This window comes from Streptomyces sp. NPDC029151, from assembly GCF_055564315.1.
Window position 1 is genome coordinate 381,368 of the sequence record NZ_JBVHWQ010000006.1, and the last position, 20,175, is coordinate 401,542.

19 protein-coding genes are annotated in these 20,175 nt (G+C 72.3%); 8 read left to right on the forward strand and 11 right to left on the reverse strand.

Annotation, left to right across the window (positions count from 1 at the left end; all coding sequences use genetic code 11):
* The first annotated feature begins 42 nt into the window (after nucleotides 1–42).
* Entirely contained in the window at nucleotides 43–600 is a 558-nt protein-coding gene (locus tag ACZ4VF_RS24075) for a Uma2 family endonuclease (protein ID WP_467928636.1), read from the forward strand.
* Here ACZ4VF_RS24075 and ACZ4VF_RS24080 read toward each other — a convergent pair.
* A complete protein-coding gene (locus tag ACZ4VF_RS24080) occupies nucleotides 597–1,706 on the reverse strand; it encodes a hypothetical protein (protein WP_467928426.1) in 1,110 nt (369 codons plus the stop codon). The genes ACZ4VF_RS24075 and ACZ4VF_RS24080 overlap by 4 nt on opposite strands.
* 198 nt (nucleotides 1,707–1,904) lie before the next feature.
* On the opposite strand from ACZ4VF_RS24080, the gene ACZ4VF_RS24085 reads away from it, so the two are divergent.
* Together ACZ4VF_RS24085 and ACZ4VF_RS24090 are read left to right on the forward strand one after the other, a co-directional pair.
* Entirely contained in the window at nucleotides 1,905–2,390 is a 486-nt protein-coding gene (locus tag ACZ4VF_RS24085; protein WP_467928428.1) for a carboxymuconolactone decarboxylase family protein, read from the forward strand.
* A gap of 152 nt (nucleotides 2,391–2,542) precedes the next feature.
* Nucleotides 2,543–3,538 carry an aldo/keto reductase gene (locus ACZ4VF_RS24090; protein ID WP_467928429.1) on the forward strand — a complete coding sequence of 332 codons (996 nt, stop codon included), beginning with the start codon at nucleotides 2,543–2,545 and terminating at the stop codon, nucleotides 3,536–3,538.
* A 176-nt stretch (nucleotides 3,539–3,714) separates the two neighbouring features.
* Here ACZ4VF_RS24090 and thpR read toward each other — a convergent pair whose 3' ends face one another.
* Nucleotides 3,715–4,287 (reverse strand): RNA 2',3'-cyclic phosphodiesterase, encoded by a 573-nt coding sequence (gene thpR / locus ACZ4VF_RS24095; RefSeq protein WP_467928430.1) that lies wholly within the window; start codon nucleotides 4,285–4,287, stop codon nucleotides 3,715–3,717.
* A gap of 53 nt (nucleotides 4,288–4,340) precedes the next feature.
* Here thpR and ACZ4VF_RS24100 point away from each other — a divergent pair, with 53 nt between their 5' ends.
* Entirely contained in the window at nucleotides 4,341–4,865 is a 525-nt protein-coding gene (locus ACZ4VF_RS24100) for a GNAT family N-acetyltransferase (protein ID WP_467928431.1), read from the forward strand.
* A 132-nt stretch (nucleotides 4,866–4,997) separates the two neighbouring features.
* On the opposite strand, the gene ACZ4VF_RS24105 is transcribed toward ACZ4VF_RS24100, so the two are convergent.
* Together ACZ4VF_RS24105 and ACZ4VF_RS24110 are read right to left on the reverse strand one after the other, a co-directional pair.
* On the reverse strand, nucleotides 4,998–6,269 hold the full coding sequence (locus ACZ4VF_RS24105) for an MFS transporter (RefSeq protein ID WP_467928433.1): 1,272 nt from the start codon (nucleotides 6,267–6,269) through the stop codon (nucleotides 4,998–5,000).
* A 102-nt stretch (nucleotides 6,270–6,371) separates the two neighbouring features.
* Nucleotides 6,372–6,809, reverse strand: coding sequence for a MarR family winged helix-turn-helix transcriptional regulator (locus tag ACZ4VF_RS24110; protein WP_184965703.1), 438 nt, complete (start codon nucleotides 6,807–6,809; stop codon nucleotides 6,372–6,374).
* A 154-nt stretch (nucleotides 6,810–6,963) separates the two neighbouring features.
* Between ACZ4VF_RS24110 and ACZ4VF_RS24115 the strand changes: the two genes are divergently transcribed.
* Nucleotides 6,964–7,146, forward strand: a complete 183-nt coding sequence (locus tag ACZ4VF_RS24115; protein ID WP_189294974.1) for a ribbon-helix-helix protein, CopG family — start codon at nucleotides 6,964–6,966, stop codon at nucleotides 7,144–7,146.
* A 16-nt stretch (nucleotides 7,147–7,162) separates the two neighbouring features.
* Here the strand turns inward: ACZ4VF_RS24115 and ACZ4VF_RS24120 are convergent, their stop codons facing one another.
* Nucleotides 7,163–8,614, reverse strand: a complete 1,452-nt coding sequence (locus ACZ4VF_RS24120) for an NCS2 family permease (protein ID WP_467928434.1) — start codon at nucleotides 8,612–8,614, stop codon at nucleotides 7,163–7,165.
* Nucleotides 8,615–8,764: 150 nt separating this feature from the next.
* On the opposite strand from ACZ4VF_RS24120, the gene ACZ4VF_RS24125 reads away from it, so the two are divergent.
* Both ACZ4VF_RS24125 and ACZ4VF_RS24130 read left to right on the forward strand, forming a co-directional pair.
* Complete coding sequence (locus tag ACZ4VF_RS24125) at nucleotides 8,765–9,031, forward strand: DUF2530 domain-containing protein (protein ID WP_467928435.1); 267 nt, start codon at nucleotides 8,765–8,767, stop codon at nucleotides 9,029–9,031.
* 49 nt (nucleotides 9,032–9,080) lie between these two features.
* Nucleotides 9,081–11,447, forward strand: a complete 2,367-nt coding sequence (locus ACZ4VF_RS24130) for an HAD-IC family P-type ATPase (protein WP_467928437.1) — start codon at nucleotides 9,081–9,083, stop codon at nucleotides 11,445–11,447.
* Between the two features lie 36 nt (nucleotides 11,448–11,483).
* On the opposite strand, the gene ACZ4VF_RS24135 is transcribed toward ACZ4VF_RS24130, so the two are convergent.
* The 4 genes from ACZ4VF_RS24135 to ACZ4VF_RS24150 all read right to left on the reverse strand — a co-directional run bounded on the left by ACZ4VF_RS24135 (nucleotide 11,484) and on the right by ACZ4VF_RS24150 (nucleotide 17,422).
* Complete coding sequence (locus tag ACZ4VF_RS24135) at nucleotides 11,484–12,266, reverse strand: hypothetical protein (RefSeq protein WP_467928438.1); 783 nt, start codon at nucleotides 12,264–12,266, stop codon at nucleotides 11,484–11,486.
* Nucleotides 12,267–12,470: 204 nt separating this feature from the next.
* A complete protein-coding gene (locus ACZ4VF_RS24140; protein ID WP_467928439.1) occupies nucleotides 12,471–13,358 on the reverse strand; it encodes a hypothetical protein in 888 nt (295 codons plus the stop codon).
* Nucleotides 13,359–13,399: 41 nt separating this feature from the next.
* Entirely contained in the window at nucleotides 13,400–14,182 is a 783-nt protein-coding gene (locus ACZ4VF_RS24145) for a calcium-binding protein (RefSeq protein ID WP_467928440.1), read from the reverse strand.
* 111 nt (nucleotides 14,183–14,293) lie between these two features.
* Nucleotides 14,294–17,422, reverse strand: a complete 3,129-nt coding sequence (locus ACZ4VF_RS24150) for a sacsin N-terminal ATP-binding-like domain-containing protein (protein ID WP_467928442.1) — start codon at nucleotides 17,420–17,422, stop codon at nucleotides 14,294–14,296.
* A 148-nt stretch (nucleotides 17,423–17,570) separates the two neighbouring features.
* Here ACZ4VF_RS24150 and ACZ4VF_RS24155 point away from each other — a divergent pair, with 148 nt between their 5' ends.
* A complete protein-coding gene (locus ACZ4VF_RS24155; protein ID WP_467928443.1) occupies nucleotides 17,571–18,065 on the forward strand; it encodes a hemerythrin domain-containing protein in 495 nt (164 codons plus the stop codon).
* Between the two features lie 22 nt (nucleotides 18,066–18,087).
* Here the strand turns inward: ACZ4VF_RS24155 and ACZ4VF_RS24160 are convergent, their stop codons facing one another.
* Both ACZ4VF_RS24160 and ppk2 read right to left on the reverse strand, forming a co-directional pair.
* A complete protein-coding gene (locus ACZ4VF_RS24160; RefSeq protein WP_467928444.1) occupies nucleotides 18,088–19,050 on the reverse strand; it encodes a YihY/virulence factor BrkB family protein in 963 nt (320 codons plus the stop codon).
* 15 nt (nucleotides 19,051–19,065) lie between these two features.
* The gene (ppk2, locus tag ACZ4VF_RS24165; RefSeq protein ID WP_467928446.1) at nucleotides 19,066–20,085 is read right to left on the reverse strand and encodes a polyphosphate kinase 2; all 1,020 of its coding nucleotides are present in this window, start codon (nucleotides 20,083–20,085) and stop codon (nucleotides 19,066–19,068) included.
* Nucleotides 20,086–20,175: the final 90 nt, after the last annotated feature.

Genomic DNA, 20,175 nt, shown 5'->3' on the forward strand with positions numbered 1-20,175 from the left:
GTTGTACTGCGCGGTTGCACCGTCCTCGAAGACAGGATCGAGATGGCCGAGGAGAGCGGCGGGCTGACTCTGGACGCCCTGTTCGAGTCGCTTGAGCGGACCACCCCCGAGGGATACACGGTCGACATCGTCGAGGGGGCCGTCTTCATGACGCCGAAGCGGGACACCCACTGGGAGGTCATCGCCGGTATCTACGAGCAGCTGCGCACCAAGTTCCCGCGCAAGCGGGTCAAGTCGGACGTCCGCATCGACTACCCGGGCCACCTCAACGGCTTCTGCTCCGACGTCACTCTCATCGCCGAGGGCGCCGAGAAGACGCCCGGGGGACTCTGGCGCTGCGGCGACGTCGAGTTCGTCGCGGAGGTCGTCTCGAAGGGCACGGCGCACAACGACTACGGCCCCAAGCGGACGGCCTACGCCACCGCCGAGGTCCCCGTCTACCTCATCGCCGACCCCTACCAGGGACGGTGCCACATCCACACCGACCCCAAGGACGGCGACTACGCCGTGAGTACGCGGGTGGACTTCGGCACCGACGTCGACCTGACCGGCACCGTGGTCGATCTCGTCCTCAAGACCGACGAGTTCCCCCGCGACTAACCCCGCTCCCACACGTACAACGCCTCCCCCGAGTCGGCCGGCGTCACCCACCTGCCGTCGCCCAGCGCGGCCATGGGCGGCCGGATGCCGACCGGTACCGGATAGGTGACCTCCACCGGGGTGCGCGCACCCGCGGTGTCGAGGAGCCAGTGCCGGCCCCGCCCCCACTCCTCGTCGCCCTCGGTCGTCGAGCAGATCAGGGTCGTCTCGTCCAGGAAGCCGCCCGCCCAGTCCCAGTAGGCCAGTGCCTCGTCGTTGTCCGGCTCGGCCTCCGGATGCGGGGGGACGGCCGTCCCGGCGTCCCACTCCAGGCCCTCCAGCACCGCACCGCCGGTGTCCCGCACCGTCAGCGCGTCCTGGTCGTGGGCCACGGTCATCAGCCGCTCCCCGGACGGGCTCACGCCCATCAGGGTCAGGTCACCGTCGACGTACGTGACGGACAGCTCCGTCCCGTCCCAGCGCCCCCAGCGCAGCGGCGCCCCGTCCTGGCCCTCCCCGATGCTCAGGCCCATCTGGCTTGGGTCCGCCGGGTGCGGCAGGTGGAAGCTGCCCGCCGCCGCGGACTCGGCGTCGGCCCGCGCGAGCACCCGCCCGTCCGCCGGGTCCAGCAGCACCCACTCGTCCAGCGCGTCCGGGTCCGGCTCCCCGACCGCGAGCGGCCCGCGTACGTGCGCCCAGACGAACGACCCGTCCACGGAGAAGCCGGCCGAACCGCTCTCCGGGTGACGGTGGTCGTCGCGGTCGCCGTACTCCCCGTACGACTCGTGCCGCTCACGGCAGGCGCCGTACCAGCAGCCGTGCCGGACCTCCCAGCGCGTGGTGCCCGACGGCTCCACCGCCCGCACCGCGTGCACGCCCGCGAACACCGCCAGGCTCGTGTCCGGCGCCACCGCCCACGTCCCGCGGCGGCGCGGCCACGGCGCGGGCACCCGCACCGGGTCCCCCGCCGGCGCGAAGGCGTCGTCCAGCGGCTGGACCACGAGCGCGTCGTCGCCGCGCTGCACCAGCAGGCGGCTGCCCGGCGGCCCGAGCAGCTCGGGGACGTCCGCCTCGGCGGAGGGAAGCGGCGCGGGGACGACGGCACAGAGCCGGGCGGGGACGGACACGGGACCCTCCAGAGGCGGTGCGGCTCCCCGCACCGTACGACAGGCCTCCGACAGCCCTCCCGTCCGGCCCGACAGTGGCGCAGGTCACACGGGCGCGGCTGTCACGGCGAGGGGCCGGCCGGCATCTCGTGACCGACACGACGCCGCGCCCACCACCGGCGCGGCACCGACTCAACGGATCACGGATGAGGACACTCCATGGAACTCCGTCTCGGCCTGATGGACAACGAGCTCGGCGCCAGGCTCGGCAAGCGGTTCGCGGGCGTCAGCCTGGAGATCGCCCGGTCGGCGCTGCCCCGGACCACCCAGGACCTGGTGATGCTGCGCGCCAGCCAGATCAACGGCTGCGGCTTCTGCGCCGACCTGCACTCCAAGGAGGCCACGGCGGCCGGTGAGACCGCGGTCCGGCTCCACCTGGTGGCCACCTGGCGGCACTCCACCGTGTTCACCGAGGCCGAGCGGGCCGCGCTCGCGCTCGCCGAGGAGGGCACCCGGATCGCCGACGCCCACCCCGGTGTCCGCGACGAGACCTGGGAACAGGTCCGCACGCACTACGACGAGGAGCAGACCACGGCGCTGGTCTACCTGATCGCCATGATCAACGCCGCCAACCGGCTCGGCGTGATCACGAACAGCCAGGGCGGCTCCCCCGCACCGGGCACGCCCGGCGACGTGGGGAACTGAGCCGCCGGGCCGGACGGCACCCCCGGGTGCCCGGCCCGGCACCTGTCCGCCGGGCCGGGCACCTGCCTGCCGGGCCGGGGCACCCGGCCGCAACCCCCTTGATCCACAGAGCACTTGCCTAGAGCGCACTCCAAGCCGTTGGCTAGTGGACCATGGAGTACACGCAGCTCGGACGCACGGGACTCAAGGTCAGCCGGCTCGTCCTCGGGACGATGAACTTCGGTCCGCAGACCGACGAAGCCGACAGCCACGCGATCATGGACGCGGCGCTGGACGCGGGCATCAACTTCTTCGACACCGCCAACGTGTACGGCTGGGGCGAGAACAAGGGCCGCACCGAGAGCATCATCGGCAACTGGTTCGCCAAGGGCGGCGGGCGGCGCGAGAAGACCGTCATCGCCACCAAGGTGTACGGCAACATGGCCGCCGACACCGACAACGCCTGGCCCAACCACGACAAGCTCTCCGCGGTGAACATCCGCCGCGCGGTGGACGCCAGCCTGAAGCGGCTCCAGACCGACCACATCGACCTCTACCAGTTCCACCACATCGACCGGAACACCCCGTTCGAGGAGATCTGGCAGGCGATCGACGTCCTCGTCCAGCAGGGCAAGATCCTCTACGCCGGCTCCAGCAACTTCCCCGGCTACAAGATCGCCCAGGCCAACGAGACCGCCGCCCGGCGCGGCGGCACCATCGGCCTGGTCAGCGAGCAGTGCCTGTACAACCTCGCCGAGCGCCGCGCCGAGATGGAGGTCATCCCGGCCGCGCAGGACTACGGCCTGGGTGTCATCCCGTGGTCGCCGCTGCACGGCGGCCTGCTCGGCGGGATCATCAAGAAGGAGGTCCAGGGCGGCCGCCGCGCCTCCGGGCGGGCCGCCGACACCCTCAAGGACCCGGCCGCCCGCGCGCAGATCCAGGCCTACGAGGACCTGCTCGACAAGCACGGTCTGGAGCCCGGCGAGGTGGCCCTGGCCTGGCTGCTCACCCGCCCCGGAGTGACCGGCCCCATCGTCGGCCCGCGCACCGCCGGCCAGCTGGAGTCGGCCCTCAGGGCGGTGGAGCTGGAGCTGGGCGAGGACCTGCTGAGCAGCCTGGACGAGATCTTCCCGGGCCCGGGCCCGTCCCCGGAGGCGTTCGCCTGGTAAGCGGTCGGGCACGGGGAACCGCGCGACCGGCCACGACGCGCCCGCGGTCGGAAGGACGGCCGCGGTTCCCCGGCACCCCCTAACGCATGGCCGACGCCAAGGCCACCACGACGAACATCAGCACGAGCACACCGGCCATGATCCGGTTACGGGTTTTCGGGTCCACGCATGCGAGCCTAACCGCCCCCGCCCAGCACCCACCGCTCGACCACCTCGTACCGCGGCTGCTCCCCCGCCGTCCCGGACGTCGGCAGGCGGCTGCGCACCAGCGACAGCTCGCCCACGGTCCAGCCGCCGCCGGAGAACTCCGCGAGGTCCGCCACATACGGCCGCACATCCACCGCCTCCCGGCTGCGGGCCAGCGTCAGATGGGCCTTGTACCGCCGGTGCTCCGCCATCGGCACCCCGGCCTTCCGCCCCGCCGCCTCCGCCCGGTCGGCCAGCAGCCGCAGCGCCTCCACGTCCCCCTCGGCGCCCGCCCACAGCGCGCGGCCCCGGCCGAACTGGCCGCCGCCCGCCAGGGCGAGGGAGAAGGGGGCCGAGCGCCGGGCCGCGCGGGCCAGGCGGTCCGACAGCGCGGGGACGACCTCGTCGGCGACCTCGCCGTAGAACGCGAGGGTGAAGTGCCAGCCGGGGCGGGCGGTCCAGCGCAGCCGGCCGGCACCCGGCAGCCGCCGCAGCCGGGACACCTCCGCGGCGAGTTCGTCGACGATGTCCTCGGGGGGAAGCACGGCGGCGAAGAGTCTCATGGACCTCACGATCCCACCCCGCGGTCCCGGACCCCGGGCGGCATGATGGGCCCATGGCGATCACCATTCGAGAAGGCGGCCCCGACGACCTGCCCGCGATACTCGGCATGCTCGACAGCAGCGTGGAGTGGCTGGTCTCACAGGGCCGCACCGTGCAGTGGGGCACCGAGCCCCTGTCAGGGCACGAGAAGACGGTGGCGGCGGTCGCGCGGGCCATGGACGAGGGGACCACGTACCTCGCCGAGGTGGACGGCGTACCGGCCGCCACCCTCACCCTCACCGACGGGCCCGGCTCCTACCTGTCCCACCTGCCGCCGCCGGGGGAGCCCGAGCGGTACATCCACTGGCTGGCCTCCGACCGCCGCTTCAAGGGGCACGGCGTGGGCAGCGCGCTGCTCGACCACGCCGCCGAGGTGACCCGGCGGGCCGGCGTGGGACTGCTGCGCGTGGACTGCTACGCGGGCGGCGACCGCAGACTGGTCGCGTACTACGAGGCCAACGGCTTCACCCCGACGCATCCCTACACCCACGGCCCGAACGCCTGGCCGGGCCAGGTGCTGGCCCGGCGGGTGCGGTAGGGGGCAGCGCCCGGGCCCGCCCTCACGCCGGCCGGCACCCCACGCCGGCCGGCACCCCCGCGGCCCGTCCCCGCGACGATGCCTCCCCCGCCGCACCGCCGCACCGCCGCTCCCGCGTCCCGGCCGGCAGGCCTACGCGGCCGTCGTCAGCCGCTCCCGCTCGCGCGGTACGAAGCGGACCCGCGGGTGGCCGTGGTGCCAGCCCACCGACACGCGCAGGCCGCCGATGCGGACGAGGGCCAGGCCGATCGCGGCGGCCGCGACGGCCGACACGACGCCGCCGGCCGCGAAGCCGATCCGGGCGCCGTAGGTGTCGGTGACCCAGCCGACCACCGGCGCGCCCAGCGGCGTACCGCCCATGAACACCATCATGAACAGGGCCATCACCCGGCCGCGCATGGCCGGGTCGGTGGCCATCTGCACGGCCGTGTTCGCGGTGACGTTCACCGTCAGGCCGAAGACCCCGATCGGGACCATGAGCAGCGCGAACAGCCAGTACGACGGTGCCACGGAGGCCACGATCTCCAGCGTGCCGAAGGCCAGCGCGGCGGCGATCAGGACGCGCAGCCGGGCCGTGCCGCGCCGGGCGGCCAGCAGGGCACCGACCAGGGAGCCGACGGCCATCAGCGTGTTGAAGAGGCTGTACGCGCCGGCTCCGGCGTCGAAGACGTCGTCGGCGTAGGCGGAGAGCCACACCGGGAAGTTGAAGCCGAAGGTGCCGATGAAACCGACCAGGACGATCGGCCAGATCAGCTCGGGCCGCTTGGCGACGTAGCCGAGGCCCTCGCGCAGCTGGCCCTTGCCGCGCGGCGCGCGCTCGACCACGTGCAGTTCGCGGGCGCGCATCAGCAGCAGGCCGGCGATGGGCGCGGCGAAGGACAGGCCGTTGGCGAGGAACGCCCAGCCGGTGCCCACGCCGGTGATCATGAGGCCGGCGACGGCGGGGCCGACCAGCCGGGCGGACTGGAAGTTCGCCGAGTTCAGGCTGACCGCGTTCTGCAGCTGCTCCGGGCCGACCATCTCGGAGACGAAGGACTGACGGGCCGGGTTGTCGACCACGGTGGCGAGGCCGACGGCGAAGGCGGCGACGTAGACGTGCCAGACCTGGACCTGGCCGGAGAGGGTCAGCGCGGCGAGCGCGAGTCCCGTGACGCCCATCGAGGACTGGGTGACCAGCAGGGCGGGCCGCTTGGGCAGGCGGTCCACGAGGACGCCGCCGTACAGCCCGAACAGCAGCATCGGCAGGAACTGCAGGGCCGTCGTGATGCCGACGGCCGCGGAGGAGCCGGTGAGGCTGAGGACCAGCCAGTCTTGGGCGATGCGTTGCATCCAGGTCCCCGTGTTGCTGACGACCTGGCCGGCGAAGAAGAGGCGGTAGTTCCTGATCCTCAGCGAACCGAACATCGAGGACTTACGGGAAACGGGGGTGGCAGGAGTGGCCGGTGCGGGGGCGGAAGGTGTTCCGGATCCCGTACTCAAAAGGGTTCGCCTCCTTCGGTGGTGCGCTTACAGGTGTGCGAGCTTCTCCAGTACGGGGGCGGCGGCGCGCAGGGCGGCCCACTCGTCCTCGTCGAGGCCCTCGACCAGGCCGGCCAGGAAGGCGTTCCGCTTGCGGCGGCTCTCTTCGAGCATGGCCTCGGCCTGTTCGGTCTGGGTGACGACCTTCTGGCGCCGGTCCTCGGGGTGCGGCTCCAGCCGGACCAGCCCCTTGGCTTCGAGCAGCGCGACGATGCGGGTCATCGACGGCGGCTGGACGTGCTCCTTGCGGGCCAGTTCGCCCGGGGTGGCGGAGCCGCAGCGGAAGAGGGTGCCGAGCACCGACATCTCGGTGGGGCTCAGCGACTCGTCGACCCGCTGGTGCTTGAGGCGACGGGACAGCCGCATCACGGCGGAGCGGAGAGCGTTCACGGCGGCAGCGTCGTCGCCATGGGTAAGGTCCGGCATGTTCCTTAGAGTAACTCATTACTCTCTCTAAAGACCAGTCGGACGCGCCTGCCTGCCCGTGATGCCCGCCACTGAACCCTCCGATCACCCGTATGAGTGAGCCGGTTCCGGAAAGCGGCGCACCGCGCGGCCGGATGTGGCGACCCTCGTACGCATGGGGACCAGTGTGCTCAGCCTGCGGATAGACGGGGAGCTGCTCGAAAGGCTCCGGCACCACGCGGCGAAAAGAGGAATGAGCGTCCAGGACTATGTCGTCCGGACGCTCATTCGCGATGACTTCGACCAGCGGTTCCAGACCGCCGTCGAGGAGACGGAGAGGTTCTACGGGGTCACCTGACGGCTCCCGCCGGGGGTCAGGTCAGGCCCAGGGCCGGCATCAGGTAGTAGAAGGCGAAGACGGCCGAGACGGCGTACATCGCCACCGGGACCTCCCGGGCCCGCCCGGCGGCCAGCCGCAGCACCGTGAAGGTGATGAAGCCCATGCCGATGCCGTTCGTGATCGAGTACGTGAACGGCATCATCAGCATCGTCACGAAGGCCGGGATCGCGAGGGTGTAGTCGGCCCAGTCGATCTCCTTGATGGAGTTCGACAGGATCAGGAAGCCGACCGCGATCAGTGCCGGGGTGGCCGCCTGGGACGGGACCATCGTGGCGACCGGGGTGAGGAACAGGGCCACGGCGAAGAGGCCGCCCGTGACGATGTTCGCGAGGCCGGTGCGGGCCCCCTCGCCGACGCCGGCCGTGGACTCCACGAAGGCCGTGGTGGCCGAGGAGGAGCTGGCACCGCCCGCCGCGACCGCGAGGCCGTCCACGAAGAGGACCTTGTTGATGCCGGGCATGTAGCCCTCGGCGTCGGTCAGCTTGGCCTCGTCGCTGACGCCCATGATCGTGCCCATCGCGTCGAAGAAGCACGACAGCAGGACCGTGAAGACGAAGAGGATGCCGGTCAGCACGCCGACCTTGGAGAACCCGCCGAACAGGCTGACCTGGCCGACCAGGCCGAAGTCGGGGGTGGCGAGCGGGTTGCCGGGCCACTTCGGGACCGTCAGGCCCCACGAGGGGACCGTGGCGACCGCGTTGACGATCACCGCGAGGACGGTCATGCCGACGATGGAGATGAGGATCGCGCCCGGCACCTTGCGGACGATCAGGGCGAAGGTGAGCAGCGCGCCCAGGATGAACACCAGCACCGGCCAGCCGGTGAGGTGGCCGCCGGTGCCGAGCTGGACCGGGACGGTGGTCTGGGCGACGTCCGGCATCCGGGTGACGAAGCCGGAGTCGACCAGGCCGATCAGCATGATGAACAGGCCGATACCGATCGAGATCGCCTTGCGCAGCCCGAACGGCACGGCGTTCATCACGCGCTCGCGCAGACCGGTGGCGACCAGCAGCATGACCACGATGCCCGCGAGGACGACCATGCCCATGGCGTCGGGCCAGGACATGCGCGGCGCGAGCTGGAGCGCGACCACCGAGTTCACGCCGAGGCCGGCGGCGAGCGCGATCGGCACGTTGCCGATGACACCCATCAGCAGCGTGGTGAACGCCGCCGTCAGCGCCGTCGCCGTCACCAGCTGGGCGTTGTCCAGGTGGTGCCCGTACATGTCCTTCGCGCTGCTGAGGATGATCGGGTTCAGCACGATGATGTACGCCATCGCGAAGAAGGTGGCGAAACCGCCCCGGACCTCGCGGGCGATGGTGCTGCCGCGCTCGGAGATCTTGAAGTAGCGGTCGAGGGCGCCGTAGGCGGACGCGCCGCCCGGCTTCTCGGGGGTGGGGACCTTGGCGGGTGCCGAGGTGGACATGGAGGACCTCATCCCCAGCGGAGTTCCCCCGAGCCCCGTTGGAGTTTCCTACGATCAGATGCGGTCAAAGACAAACGGTTTCAGTATGAACACATGAGCCGGAGATCGCTATCTCCGCGCGTAGACAGGGACGGCGCTTAAGCTGTGCGCATGGCTAAGTGGACCCCGAAGCACGAGGCGCCGGAGCCCCTGGAGGGGCCCGTGGTCGCCACCATCACCGGCGGCACCCTCGTGTGGTTCGTCCTCTTCCTGGTCCAGCTCCCCTTCTACGGCTGGTTCGAGGACCACGGGCACCTGTGGTGGCTGTGGACCTGCCTGGCCGGGGGCGGGCTGGGGCTGATCGGCGTCTGGTACGTCCGCAGGCGGGACGCGGCGATCAAGAGGGACGCGGCCCTGAAGTCGACGGCGGCGAAGTAGCGACCCGTTCGGCAGGTGAACGGGCGGAGCGGCACGTACCGTCGATGGCATGAGCCATATGGACGTGGCCCTGCCGAAGAGCCGTGCGGCCGGGCTGACCGGTGCCGAGGTCGCCGACCGCGTCGCCCGCGGCCTCGTCAACGACGTGCCGGTGCGCAGCAGCCGGTCGCTCGGCCAGATCGTCCGGGCCAACGTCCTCACCCGGTTCAACGCGATCATCGGCGTGCTCTGGCTGGTCACGCTGTTCGTCGCGCCGGTCCAGGACAGCCTCTTCGGCTTCGTCATCCTCGCCAACACCGGCATCGGCATCGTGCAGGAGTGGCGGGCCAAACAGACCCTGGACTCCCTCGCGGTGATCGGGGAGGCCCGGCCGACGGTACGGCGGGACGGGGTGGCGACCGAGGTGGCCACCCACGAGATCGTGCTCGACGACCTCGTCGAGATCGGGCCCGGCGACAAGGTCGTCGTCGACGGGGTGTGCGCCGAGGCGGACGGGCTGGAGATCGACGAGTCGCTGCTCACCGGCGAGGCCGACCCCGTCGTCAAACAGCCCGGGGACCCGGTGCTGTCCGGCAGCTTCGTGGTGGCCGGCGGCGGCGCCTTCACCGCCACCAAGGTCGGCCGCGAGGCCTACGCGGCGCAGCTCGCCGAGGAGGCCTCCCGGTTCACGCTGGTCCACTCCGAGCTGCGCACCGGCATCTCCGTCATCCTCAAGTACGTCACCTGGATGATGGCCCCGGCGGCCGTCGGACTCGTCATCACCCAGCTCGTCGTCAAGAACGACGACCTGAAGGACGCCGTGGCCCGCACGGTCGGCGGGATCGTGCCGATGGTCCCCGAGGGGCTGGTGCTGCTCACCTCCGTCGCCTTCGCGATCGGCGTGATCCGGCTCGGCCGCAGGCAGTGCCTGGTGCAGGAGCTGCCGGCCATCGAGGGCCTGGCCCGCGTCGACACCGTCTGCCTGGACAAGACCGGCACCCTCACCGAGGGGCGCATGGACGTCACCGAGCTGCGGCTGCTGGACGGGGCCGAGGAGCCGTACGTCCACAAGGTGCTCGGGGCGCTCGGCGAGTCCGACCCGCGCCCGAACGCCTCCCTCCAGGCGATCATCGACGCCTACCCGGACAGTGACGACTGGCGCTGCGTGGAGTCGCTCCCCTTCTCCTCCGCCCGCAAGTACAGCGGGGCCTCCTTCAGCGAGGGCGACGGCGAGACCAGCACCTGGCTGCTGGGCGCCCCCGACGTCCTGCTCGGCCCCGACGACCCGGCGCTGACCGAGACCGAGCGGCTCAACGAGCAGGGGCTGCGCGTACTGCTGCTGGCCCGCGCCCGCCGCGACCTGGACGACACCGAACCGGCCCGGGGCGCGCGTCCCACCGCCCTGGTCGTCCTGGAACAGCGGCTGCGGCCCGACGCCTCCGACACCCTGCGCTACTTCGCCGAGCAGAACGTCCGCGCCAAGGTCGTCTCCGGGGACAACGCGGTGTCGGTCGGCGCGGTCGCGGCGAAGCTGGGCCTGGACGGTACGGCGGTGGACGCGCGGCGGCTGCCCGCCGACCGGCCGGCCATGGCCGAGGCGCTCGACTCGGGCACCGTCTTCGGGCGGGTCAGTCCGCAGCAGAAGCGGGACATGGTCGGCGCGCTCCAGTCGCGCGGGCACACGGTCGCGATGACCGGCGACGGTGTGAACGACGTGCTGGCGCTGAAGGACGCCGACATCGGGGTCGCCATGGGCTGCGGTTCGGAGGCCGCCCGGGCGGTGGCCCAGATCGTGCTGCTGGACAACAGCTTCGCGAGCCTGCCCTCGGTGGTCGGCGAGGGCCGCCGGGTGATCGGCAACATCACGCGGGTGGCGACGCTGTTCCTGGTGAAGACGGTCTACTCGGTGCTGCTCGCGGTGCTGGTGGTGTGCTGGCAGGTCGAGTACCCGTTCCTGCCCCGGCACCTGACTCTGCTGTCCACGATCACCATCGGCGTCCCGGCCTTCTTCCTGGCGCTGGCGCCGAACACGGAGCGGGCGAGACCCCACTTCGTGCGCCGGGTGATGCGGTACGCGGTCCCCGGCGGCGTGCTGGCCGGCGTGGCGACCTTCGTGACGTACCTGCTGGCCCGGCACCACTACTCCGGGCCCGGCGCCCTGGACGCGGAGACCAGCGCGGCCACCCTGACCCTGTTCCTGATCTCGATGTGGGTGCTGGCGATCATCGCCCGTCCCTACACCTGGTGGCGGGTGGCCCTGGTGGCCGCGATGGGCGCGGCCTTCCTGCTCGTCCTCGCCGTCCCGGCGCTCCAGGACTTCTTCGCCCTCAGGCTGGTCGGTGTGGAGCTGCCGTGGACGGCGGTCGGCGTGGCGGTGGTGGCGGCGGCCGTCCTGGAGTACCTGTGGAGGTGGATCGACCGCCGCTTCCCGGCCTGAGGGGGCCCTGGGACCCCGGTGAGTCCGGAGCAGGTGTTACTGCACGTCGACGTAGTCACCCGCGGCGCTGACGCCGGACGTGGTGGACGTCCCCGCGAAGCTGTAGCGGTAGTAGCCGTCCGAGCCGGCCGTGACCGTCGTCTTCAGGGCACCCGTGGAGGACGAGGTGATCGTCTTGACGGTGGTGTAGGTGCTGCTGCCGGCCTTGCGGAACTGGAGCGTGACGGACTGGCCGCCGAAGCCGGCGTACGTGCCGTGCTGCCAGTCGGCGCGGGTCAGCTTGCCGGTGACGGTGAGGGTCCCGCCCTTCTTCACCGGCTCCGGGGTGGCGTCGGCGGTGAGCTTGGCCGCGCGGCGGACCGGGACCGTGCCGAGGTCGCTCTGCCACTTGGCGGCGTTGGTCTTCCTGTCGACCGCGAGGCCGCCCTGCTTCCAGGTGCCGGCGTCGGAGTTGTACAGCTCGCGGGCGGGGATGGAGATGTAGGCCGTGCAGTTCACGGTGGTGGAGTTCACCGTGGTGCAGGTGCCCGGGTCGTCGCTGACGACCTCGGTGTCCGCGTCCGTGGCCGAGGTGCCGCGGTAGAGCACCGGGCCGGTGTCGACGTTGGACAGGGAGACGGTGGCGGGGTGCGTGACGGTGTAGGTCGCCTTGACCTTGACCGTGGAGGTGGCCCCGATGGTGATCGCCTTGCCGCTGTTGACCTTCACGTTCGAGAAGGTGACGTTCGGCGCCGTGCCGGCCGCGTGGGCGGCGGGGACGGCGAGGGCGGAGAGGGCCAGGGCGCCGGAGACGGCGGCCACGGTGGCACGAATGCGCATGTGCGTTCCCTAGGAGGGAGAAGTTGATCGCGGAGCCGGTCGACTCCACGCGATCAGATCTACGGGACGCACGGCAGGTTGTACGGCAGGAGCGCGGACCGGCCGGATTTGGGTCAGGGATTACCGGCTCGTGACACATCCGAGAAGAAACGTTCCGCCCCCGGGAGCCACGGCAGGCGCTCCCGGGGGCGGACCGGCTGATGCCTACTTCACGTCGACGAAGTCACCCGCGGCGCTGACCGCCGGGGTGGTCGTGGTGCCCGCGAAGGAGAAGCGGTAGTAGCCGTCGACCGTGGCCTTGGTCGTCGTCTTCAGGGCGCCCGTGGAGTCCGTCTTGACGGTCTTCAGCGTGGTGTAGCTGCTGGAGCCCTTCTTGCGGAACTGGAGCTTCACGGACTGGCCGGTGTAGCCGTGGTACTTGTGGTCCTCCCAGTTGGCGCGGGAGAGCTTCCCCGTGACGGTGAGGGTCTTGCCCTTCTTCACCGGCTCCGGGGCGGCGTTGACCGTCAGCGTGGAGTTGCGCTGGAGCAGGGTGGTGCCCAGGTCGAACTGGACGGCGGACTTCTCGTTCTCGAAGTCGATGGCGAGTCCCGCGCCGTGCCAGGTGCCGGCCTGGGAGTTGCGCAGCTTGGCCTCGGAGTCGGTCGCGCGCGGGTCGATGTCGATCGGGCCCTTGCAGGTGGCCGTCGTCGCCGAGGTGTCGACGCAGGTGGCCGGGTCCTGGCCGCCCTGGACGCCGTCCGGGTTGTCGGAGGAGCCGCGGTAGACGAGCGGGCCGGTCAGCACGCTGCCGTCGGTGAGGTCGACGTCGGCGGCGTGGGTGACCTTGTAGGTGACCCAGGTGCGGACCGTGTTGGTGGTACCGACCTTGATCGCCTTGGTGATCTTGAAGTCGGAGAAGGAGACCTTCAGGTCGCCGACCGGCGCGGAGGTGGCGGTGAACGCCGGCTTGCCGGAGGCGTGCTGCGCGACGGCCTTGAGGGCGTCGGCGTGGAACGACGAGCCGCCGTCCGCCGCGTGCGCGGCCGGGAGGACGAGGGCGGAGAGGGCCAGGGCGCCGGAGACGGCGGCCACGGTGGTGCGAAGACGCATGTGTTGTCCCTGAATGGAAGTCGTACCGGTGTCGCTGCCGCTTACTTCACGTCGACGAAGTCACCGGCGGAGCTGACCGCGGAGGTGGTCGAGGTGCCCGCGAAGGAGTACCGGTAGTACCCGTCGGCGGTGGCCTTGACGGTGGTCGTGAGACGGCCCCTGGAGTCCGTCGCGACGGTCTTCAGCGTGGTGTAGGTGGTCGAACCGCTCTTGCGGAACTGCAGCTTCACGGACTGGCCGCTGTAGCCGGAGTACGTGCCGCCGTTCCAGTTGGCGCGGGTCAGCGCGCCCCCGACGGTGAGGGTCTTGCCCTTCTTCACCGGCTCGGGGGAGGCGTCGGCCGTCAGCTTGGCCAGCCGCTGGGCCTGGAAGGTCTTGACGTTCTCCTTCTTGACGAAGTCGCTGTCCTTGCCCTGGGCGATCGCCCAGACCTTCCAGCTCCCGGCCACCTCGTTGATGAGGTTCTCCCGGGCCGCCAGGGTGTACGTCGCCTTGCAGTCCGCCTTGGTGGAGCTGACCTTGGTGCAGCGGGAACGGTTGTCGGAGGTGTTGGCGACGGCACCGCTGTCGGAGTGCGCGATGTCCTTGCCGTGGTACAGGATCGCCTGGGCCCACGAGACGCCGGAGTCGTCGGTGACCGTGAAGGACACCGTGATGGTCTTGGACCCGGTGGCGCCGACCACGACGGGCTTGCCGCCGTTGACCACGACGTTCGAGATCTTGGTGTCGCCACGGTGGTCGTCCGCCGCCTGCGCGGCCGGAACGGCCAGAACGGACAGCGCCAGGGCGCCGAGGACGGCCGTGCCGGCGACTCGCATACGCATGGGTGTGTGTCTCCCCGTGATCATGAAGCTGATATCGCATGATCAGATCAACGAGACTCACCGGAGGTTGTACGAGTTCTTCACCTTTTCTCGACTGTGCCGGACGTCACCTCAGTCGAACCAGCGGTCCCGCGCCAACTCCTCGGTCCGGGACGGATCCTCCAGCAGCGCCGCCACCTCGAACCGCCTCGGCCACTGCCCGGCGGCCCACGCCAGCCCGGCGGCCACCCCCTCCAGGGTCGCCGCGTGCAGCACGCCGTCCTCGGTCAGCCGCCAGTCGATCTCCACGCCGTCCACGACGAGTTCCTCGTGCTCGACGTACGTCTGCGGGGTGCGCGGCCCGAGCAGCGCCCGCACCGGGTCCGGTACGTCGTGCTCGGTCCCCTCGGAGTGCACCGCGCCGGTGACGGACTCGCTCAGCCGCCGCACCTGGAACAGCTCGGCCAGCTCGGCGGCCCGCGCGGGCCGGACCGGCAGCAGCGGCACACCGGAGGTGAACGGCAGCAGGTCCGGCGAGTCGACCACGACGGCCGACCCGGCGTCCACGACCTCCACCCGCCCGTCGACCACGGCCCGCAGCTCGTCCGGCAGCGTCACCCGCTCCGGCTCCAGCTCCGCCAACGCACCGTACAGACCGTGCAGTTGGGCCGCGGTCACCGGACGGTCCGGGTCGGCGAGCCGGTCCAGCAGCTCGGCGGCCCCGCCGGGCTCGTCCAGCAGCGCGCCGACCGAGGTGCGCACACCGAGCGCGCGCAGCACCTGCTCGTCCTCGAACCCGGTGGCGTCGGCCTCGTCGTACAGCCCGCGCAGCAGCGGGTCTCCGCCCGCCGCCAGCAGACCGGCGGGCCGCCGGCCGTCCAGCACCGGGTGCCCGCGCAGCCACCACGCGGTGTACGGCCGTACGACCTCGTGCGTGCCGTCCGGCAGCAGGATCCGCACGGGCTGGGTGAGGGCGTCCCGCAGCGGCGGCCGGGCCAGCAGGGCGAGCGCCTGCGGCCAGTGGTCGTCGTCCACCAGGTCCAGGTCGCGGACGGCGACGAGCTCGGTGGCGACGGGCGGCACCGGGCTGTCCGGGAACCGGTCGAGGATGTCCTCGCACCACACGTCGACCGCGTCCAGCAGGCCGGCGTCGTCGGGTTCGGCGTAGTCGCCGTCCCGGGGCTCCAGCTCGTCGGGGTCGAGGACGACGTCGGTGGCCCGCACCAGCGCGAAGCCGGCGAGCACCCCGCACGCGGCGAGCGGCTGCTCCCCCCACCTCTCGGCCAGCTCGGCGTCGACGGCGGCGAGTTCACCCGCACGGATCACCCGGGCGAAGGGACTGCCGGGGAACACCAGCTCACCGGCGGGCGCCGGCTCCCCGTCCTCGTCGGGCAGGGCGAGCGCGCCCAGCCAGGGCTCGTCCCCCGGCTCCAGGTCCGCGTCCCGGACCAGTCCGAGCACGGTCTCGGCCAGCTCCTCGGCGTCCGGCGCGTCCTCCTCCCAGCCGAACCCGCCTTCCTCGTCGAGGGAGCCCGCCACGGCGGCCCGCACCTGCGGGGTGGTCAGCACCGCGCGCGGGGTCGCGGGCAGCGCGCCCAGCTTCTCCAGCAGCGGGTGCGCGGCATCGGCGTGGGCCACCTTCAGCCCGAGCCGCCCCAGCACGTCCGGGTCGATCCGGGCGGCGTCCGGCGCGGGGAGCAGCACCTGCCGGGGCCCGATCGTCGTCCGGCCGTCGGCCAGCGGCACCGGCAGCCCCGACAGCCTCTCCGGATCGACCCCGGCGAGGCTGTCGTACAGCCTCCACCACCACTCCGGTTCCTTCTCCAGCCCGGCGAGCCGGTCGATGGCGTCGGCGAGCGGCAGCCGCGCCACCCCCAGCGTGCGCAGCTCCACGCGCCGCTCCAGACCGGCCGGGAGCAGCGTGGGCAGCACCTCGGCGAGGACCCGCACGGTGTCGGCCCCGGCGCCCTCGACGACCTCGGCGTCCCGGGGCCGCAGCGCCTCCGGCAGCTCGTCGTCGCCCTTGGCCTCGACGGCCGGCGGCAGGAAGGCGGTGCGCGGCAGCCGCTCCAGCACGGCCTGCCGCAGGGCCCCGTCGAGCTCGCCCCGGCCCAGCGCCCCGGGCACGAGGCCGATGACGCCCTCCCCCACCGGGCGCCACGCGCCCAGCAGTTCGGTGTAGGCGTCGGCCGCACGCTGCACCAGGAAGTCGGTGAGGGGGCCGGGCGCCGCGTGCCGGCGGGTGGTGTCGAGCGGGAACGAGGCGATGAGCAGGGCGGGCACCCCCAGCGGCTCGTCGCTGGGGGTGGGCGCGTGCACGACCGGCGAGGTACGGGGCCGCACCGGAGCCCCGTACGCGTCCACGGGCACGGCCCAGGTCACGGACCAGTGCGGACGCAGCCGCTCCTCGACCGGGCGGCCCGCGAGGAGGTCGGGGGTGAGCGGCCCGTGCGCGGACGCGGTACGCCAGTTCGTGACGCCGTCCCGGGAGTCGTCGACCACCGTGAAGGCACCGTCGCTGCGCCGGGTGAGGGTGCGCGGCGCGTCCCCGTCGACCTCCACGACGACCTCCGCCAGCCCCGGCAGGGCGAGGAGCAGGGCGTCGTCGACGCCACCGAGGAGCCGCTCGGCCAGATCGGCCGCCGCCGCGTCCCGCAGGGGCAGGATGACGGCGGTGTCGTACGGCTCGGGGGCCGTGCCCTCGGCGGCGAAGGGCAGCCGGAGCAGCGGCACGTGCCCGTCCCGGCGGCGCACCTCGTCCCCGAGCCCCGGGCTGTGCCGGGCGACGTCGGCGGCCAGCTCCCGCGCCTCCGCGAGGGACCAGCGCACACCCCCGTGCCGGCCCACGATCGCCGGCTCGTCGGTCACCGCGAGCACGGCGGCGAAGCCGACCCCGAACCGGCCGACGGCACCGTGCGTCGCCTCGGTGTCCCGCTTGGCGGAGGCCCGCAGCGTGGACAACGACTCGACACCGGCCGCGTCCAGCGGAGCCCCGGTGTTCGCCGCCACGAGGACGCCGTCCCGGAGGGTGAGCCGCAACCGCCCCGGCACGTGGGCCCGGGCGGCGGCGTCGGCGGCGTTCTGCGCCAGCTCGACCACGAGCCGGTCCCGGTAGCCGCCGAGGACGAGGTCCTCCTCCGCGTTGGCGTCCTCCCGGAACCGGGCGGGACTGGTCGCCCAGGCGTCGAGCACCCCGCGACGCAGACGGGCGGTGCCGAAGGGGTCGGCGCCCTCGGCCGCCGGCCGCACGAACTTGCTCACGTTGACTCTCCTCTACGACGTGAGACCGAACCTACAGCGCGGACGGACCGGAGTCCGAGGGGACGTGGTGGCGGCGTGAGCCATCGGTACGCACGAAGGGGGTAAGCGGAGGTGGCACGAGCCCTTCGCACGAAAGTGGAGCACGTCCATGACCCAGACACAGGACGTCGTCGAGCTGATCCTTCAGGACCACCGGCGCATGGAGGACCTCTTCCGCCGGATGCGAAGCGTCGAGGACGACCGGGCGGCCGCCCTGCGGGAGTTCGCCGACCTGCTGATCGCCCACGCGCTGGCCGAGGAGGCGGAGGTGTACCCCGCCCTCAAGCGGTACAAGAACATCGAGGACGAAGAGGTCGAGCACGGCGAGCACGAGCACGACGAGGGCAACAAGGCCCTCCTCGAACTCCTGGAGGTCGAGGAGGTCGGCTCCGAGGAGTGGGACGAGAAGCTGGAGGCGCTGGTGGAGGCCGTCACCCACCACGCCGACGAGGAGGAGCGCACCATCCTCAACGGCGCCCGCGAGAACGTGGCGATGCAGCGGCGCGAGGAGCTGGGCGCGGTGTTCCTGGAGGAGCGTGAGCGGCAGCTGAAGTCCGGCTGCGGCTCCGTCGACAACGTGCGCCGCATCGTGGAGCAGTCCTGATCCACGCGCCGGGGCCGGGCTCTCACGGGCCCGGCCCGGGGTCCGGCCGTACGGCCCGGCCCAGTCCGGCGCGGGCCGCCTCCAGCTGTGCGGCGAACGCGATGCCCAGGAACAGGGCGATCCCGGTCAGGTTGGCCCACAGCAGCAGGGCCACGAAGGCCGTGAGCGGCCCGTACACCGCACCGAAGGAACCGCTGCGGGAGACGTAGAGGGTCAGCAGCCAGGTCGCGGTGACCCACAGCACCAGGTGGACGGCGGAACCGAACGCCAGCCAGGTGTACCCGGGCTGGTCCCGGCGCGGCGACCACCGGAAGACGACGGCGGAGGCGATCCAGGCGAGGGCCGTTCCCACGGGCACCTCCAGGGCGCCCCACCACGCCGGGGGCCGGGAGGTGCCCAGCGCCTCGGCCGTCGCGGCGGTTACGGCCTGCCCGGCGACCAGGACCAGGAACCCCAGGACCATGGGCACACCGGCGGCGAAGGCGAGCAGCACGGCCCTGCCGTACTTCCGCGGGAAGGGCCGGTCCCGTTCGATGCCGTAGATCCGGTTGGCGCCGCGCTCCACCTGGCCCATGGCCGAGGCCAGGTTGACCACGGAGAAGACCAGCCCCAGGACCAGCGCGAGCGTGCTCCGGGCGCCGGAGCCGGCGGTGCGGCGGGTGCCGCGCAGCGCCTCCCGGATCACGTCGGCGCCGGCACCCGGCACGATCCGGCCCAGGGTCAGCTCGGTGATCCGCCCCACGCTCTCCGTGTGCGCGGCGGTGGCCAGGCCGACGAGCGCGATGGTGAACGGCACCATGCCCAGCACGATCTGGAAGCCGAGGGCGCGGGCGTTGGTGAAGCCGTCGGCGTAGCGGAACCGGGAGAAGGCGTCGAGCAGCAGCCGCGCGCCCCCGTAGCGGCGCAGTGCGGTGAAGGCCTCGTCGCCGGAGAGCTCGTCCCCGATCATGTCCCGCGTCTGCGGGACGTGCACCACCGTCCCCATGTCTCGCGTCCCTCCTCACCCGTGGCGGTGGCCGGCCGGAACCTCGGTGTCCGGGTGGTTGCCGGGGCCGCCGCCGGGGCCGGCCAGCGGGGTCGGCGACAGGGCCGTGGCTTCCTCACCCGGTTCGAGCAGGGTGTCCGCCGCACCGACGACCAGCGGGTCCGGGGTGCCGACCGCCTCGTGGTCCTTGGCCGGGTAGTCGAAGCGGTCCAGGAGGCTGCGCATCGCCTCCAGCCGGCCCCGCCGCTTGTCGTTGTTCTTCACGACCGTCCACGGCGCGTGCGCGGTGTCGGTGACCCGGAACATGTCGACCTTGGCCGCGGTGTAGTCGTCCCAGCGGTCGAGGGAGTCCAGGTCGGTGGGGGAGAGCTTCCAGCGGCGCACCGGGTCGACCTGCCGTATCGCGAACCGGGTGCGCTGCTCGGCGCGGGAGACCGAGAACCAGAACTTCACCAGCGCGATGCCGTCGTCGGTGAGCAGCCGCTCGAACAGCGGGGCCTGCCGCAGGAACTGCCGGTACTCGGCCTCCGAGCAGAAGCCCATGACCCGCTCGACGCCGGCCCGGTTGTACCAGGACCGGTCGAAGAAGACCATCTCCCCGCGGGCCGGCAGGTGCGTCACGTACCGCTGGAAGTACCACTGCCCCGCCTCGCGCTCGGTCGGCTTGTCCAGGGCCACCACACGGGCGCCGCGGGGGTTCAGCCGCTCGGTGAACCGCTTGATGGTGCCGCCCTTGCCGGCCGCGTCCCGCCCCTCGCACACCACGACGATCCGCTGCCCGGTCTCCTTCACCCAGCGCTGCAGCTTGAGCAGCTCGATCTGCAGGATCCGCTTGGTCCGCTCGTACTCGCGCCGGCCGATCACGTGGTCGTAGGGGTGGTTCTCCCGCCAGGTGCCGACCGGCCGGCCGTCGGCGTCCAGCAGCACCGGCCGCTCCGGCTGCCGGTCGTCCACCACGAACCCCCGCAGCAGGTCGTCCGCACGCACCGTGCCGGGGGTCTCCTCCGCCTCCGTCGCCTGCTCGTGCTCGGCCACGCCACCGCCTCTCCGTCCCGCCCTCGTCCGGGCCGGGTTCGCCCGGGTCTCCTCCCCCTGTGCCCGCCCAGCCGCGTCCCAGACGCCTGT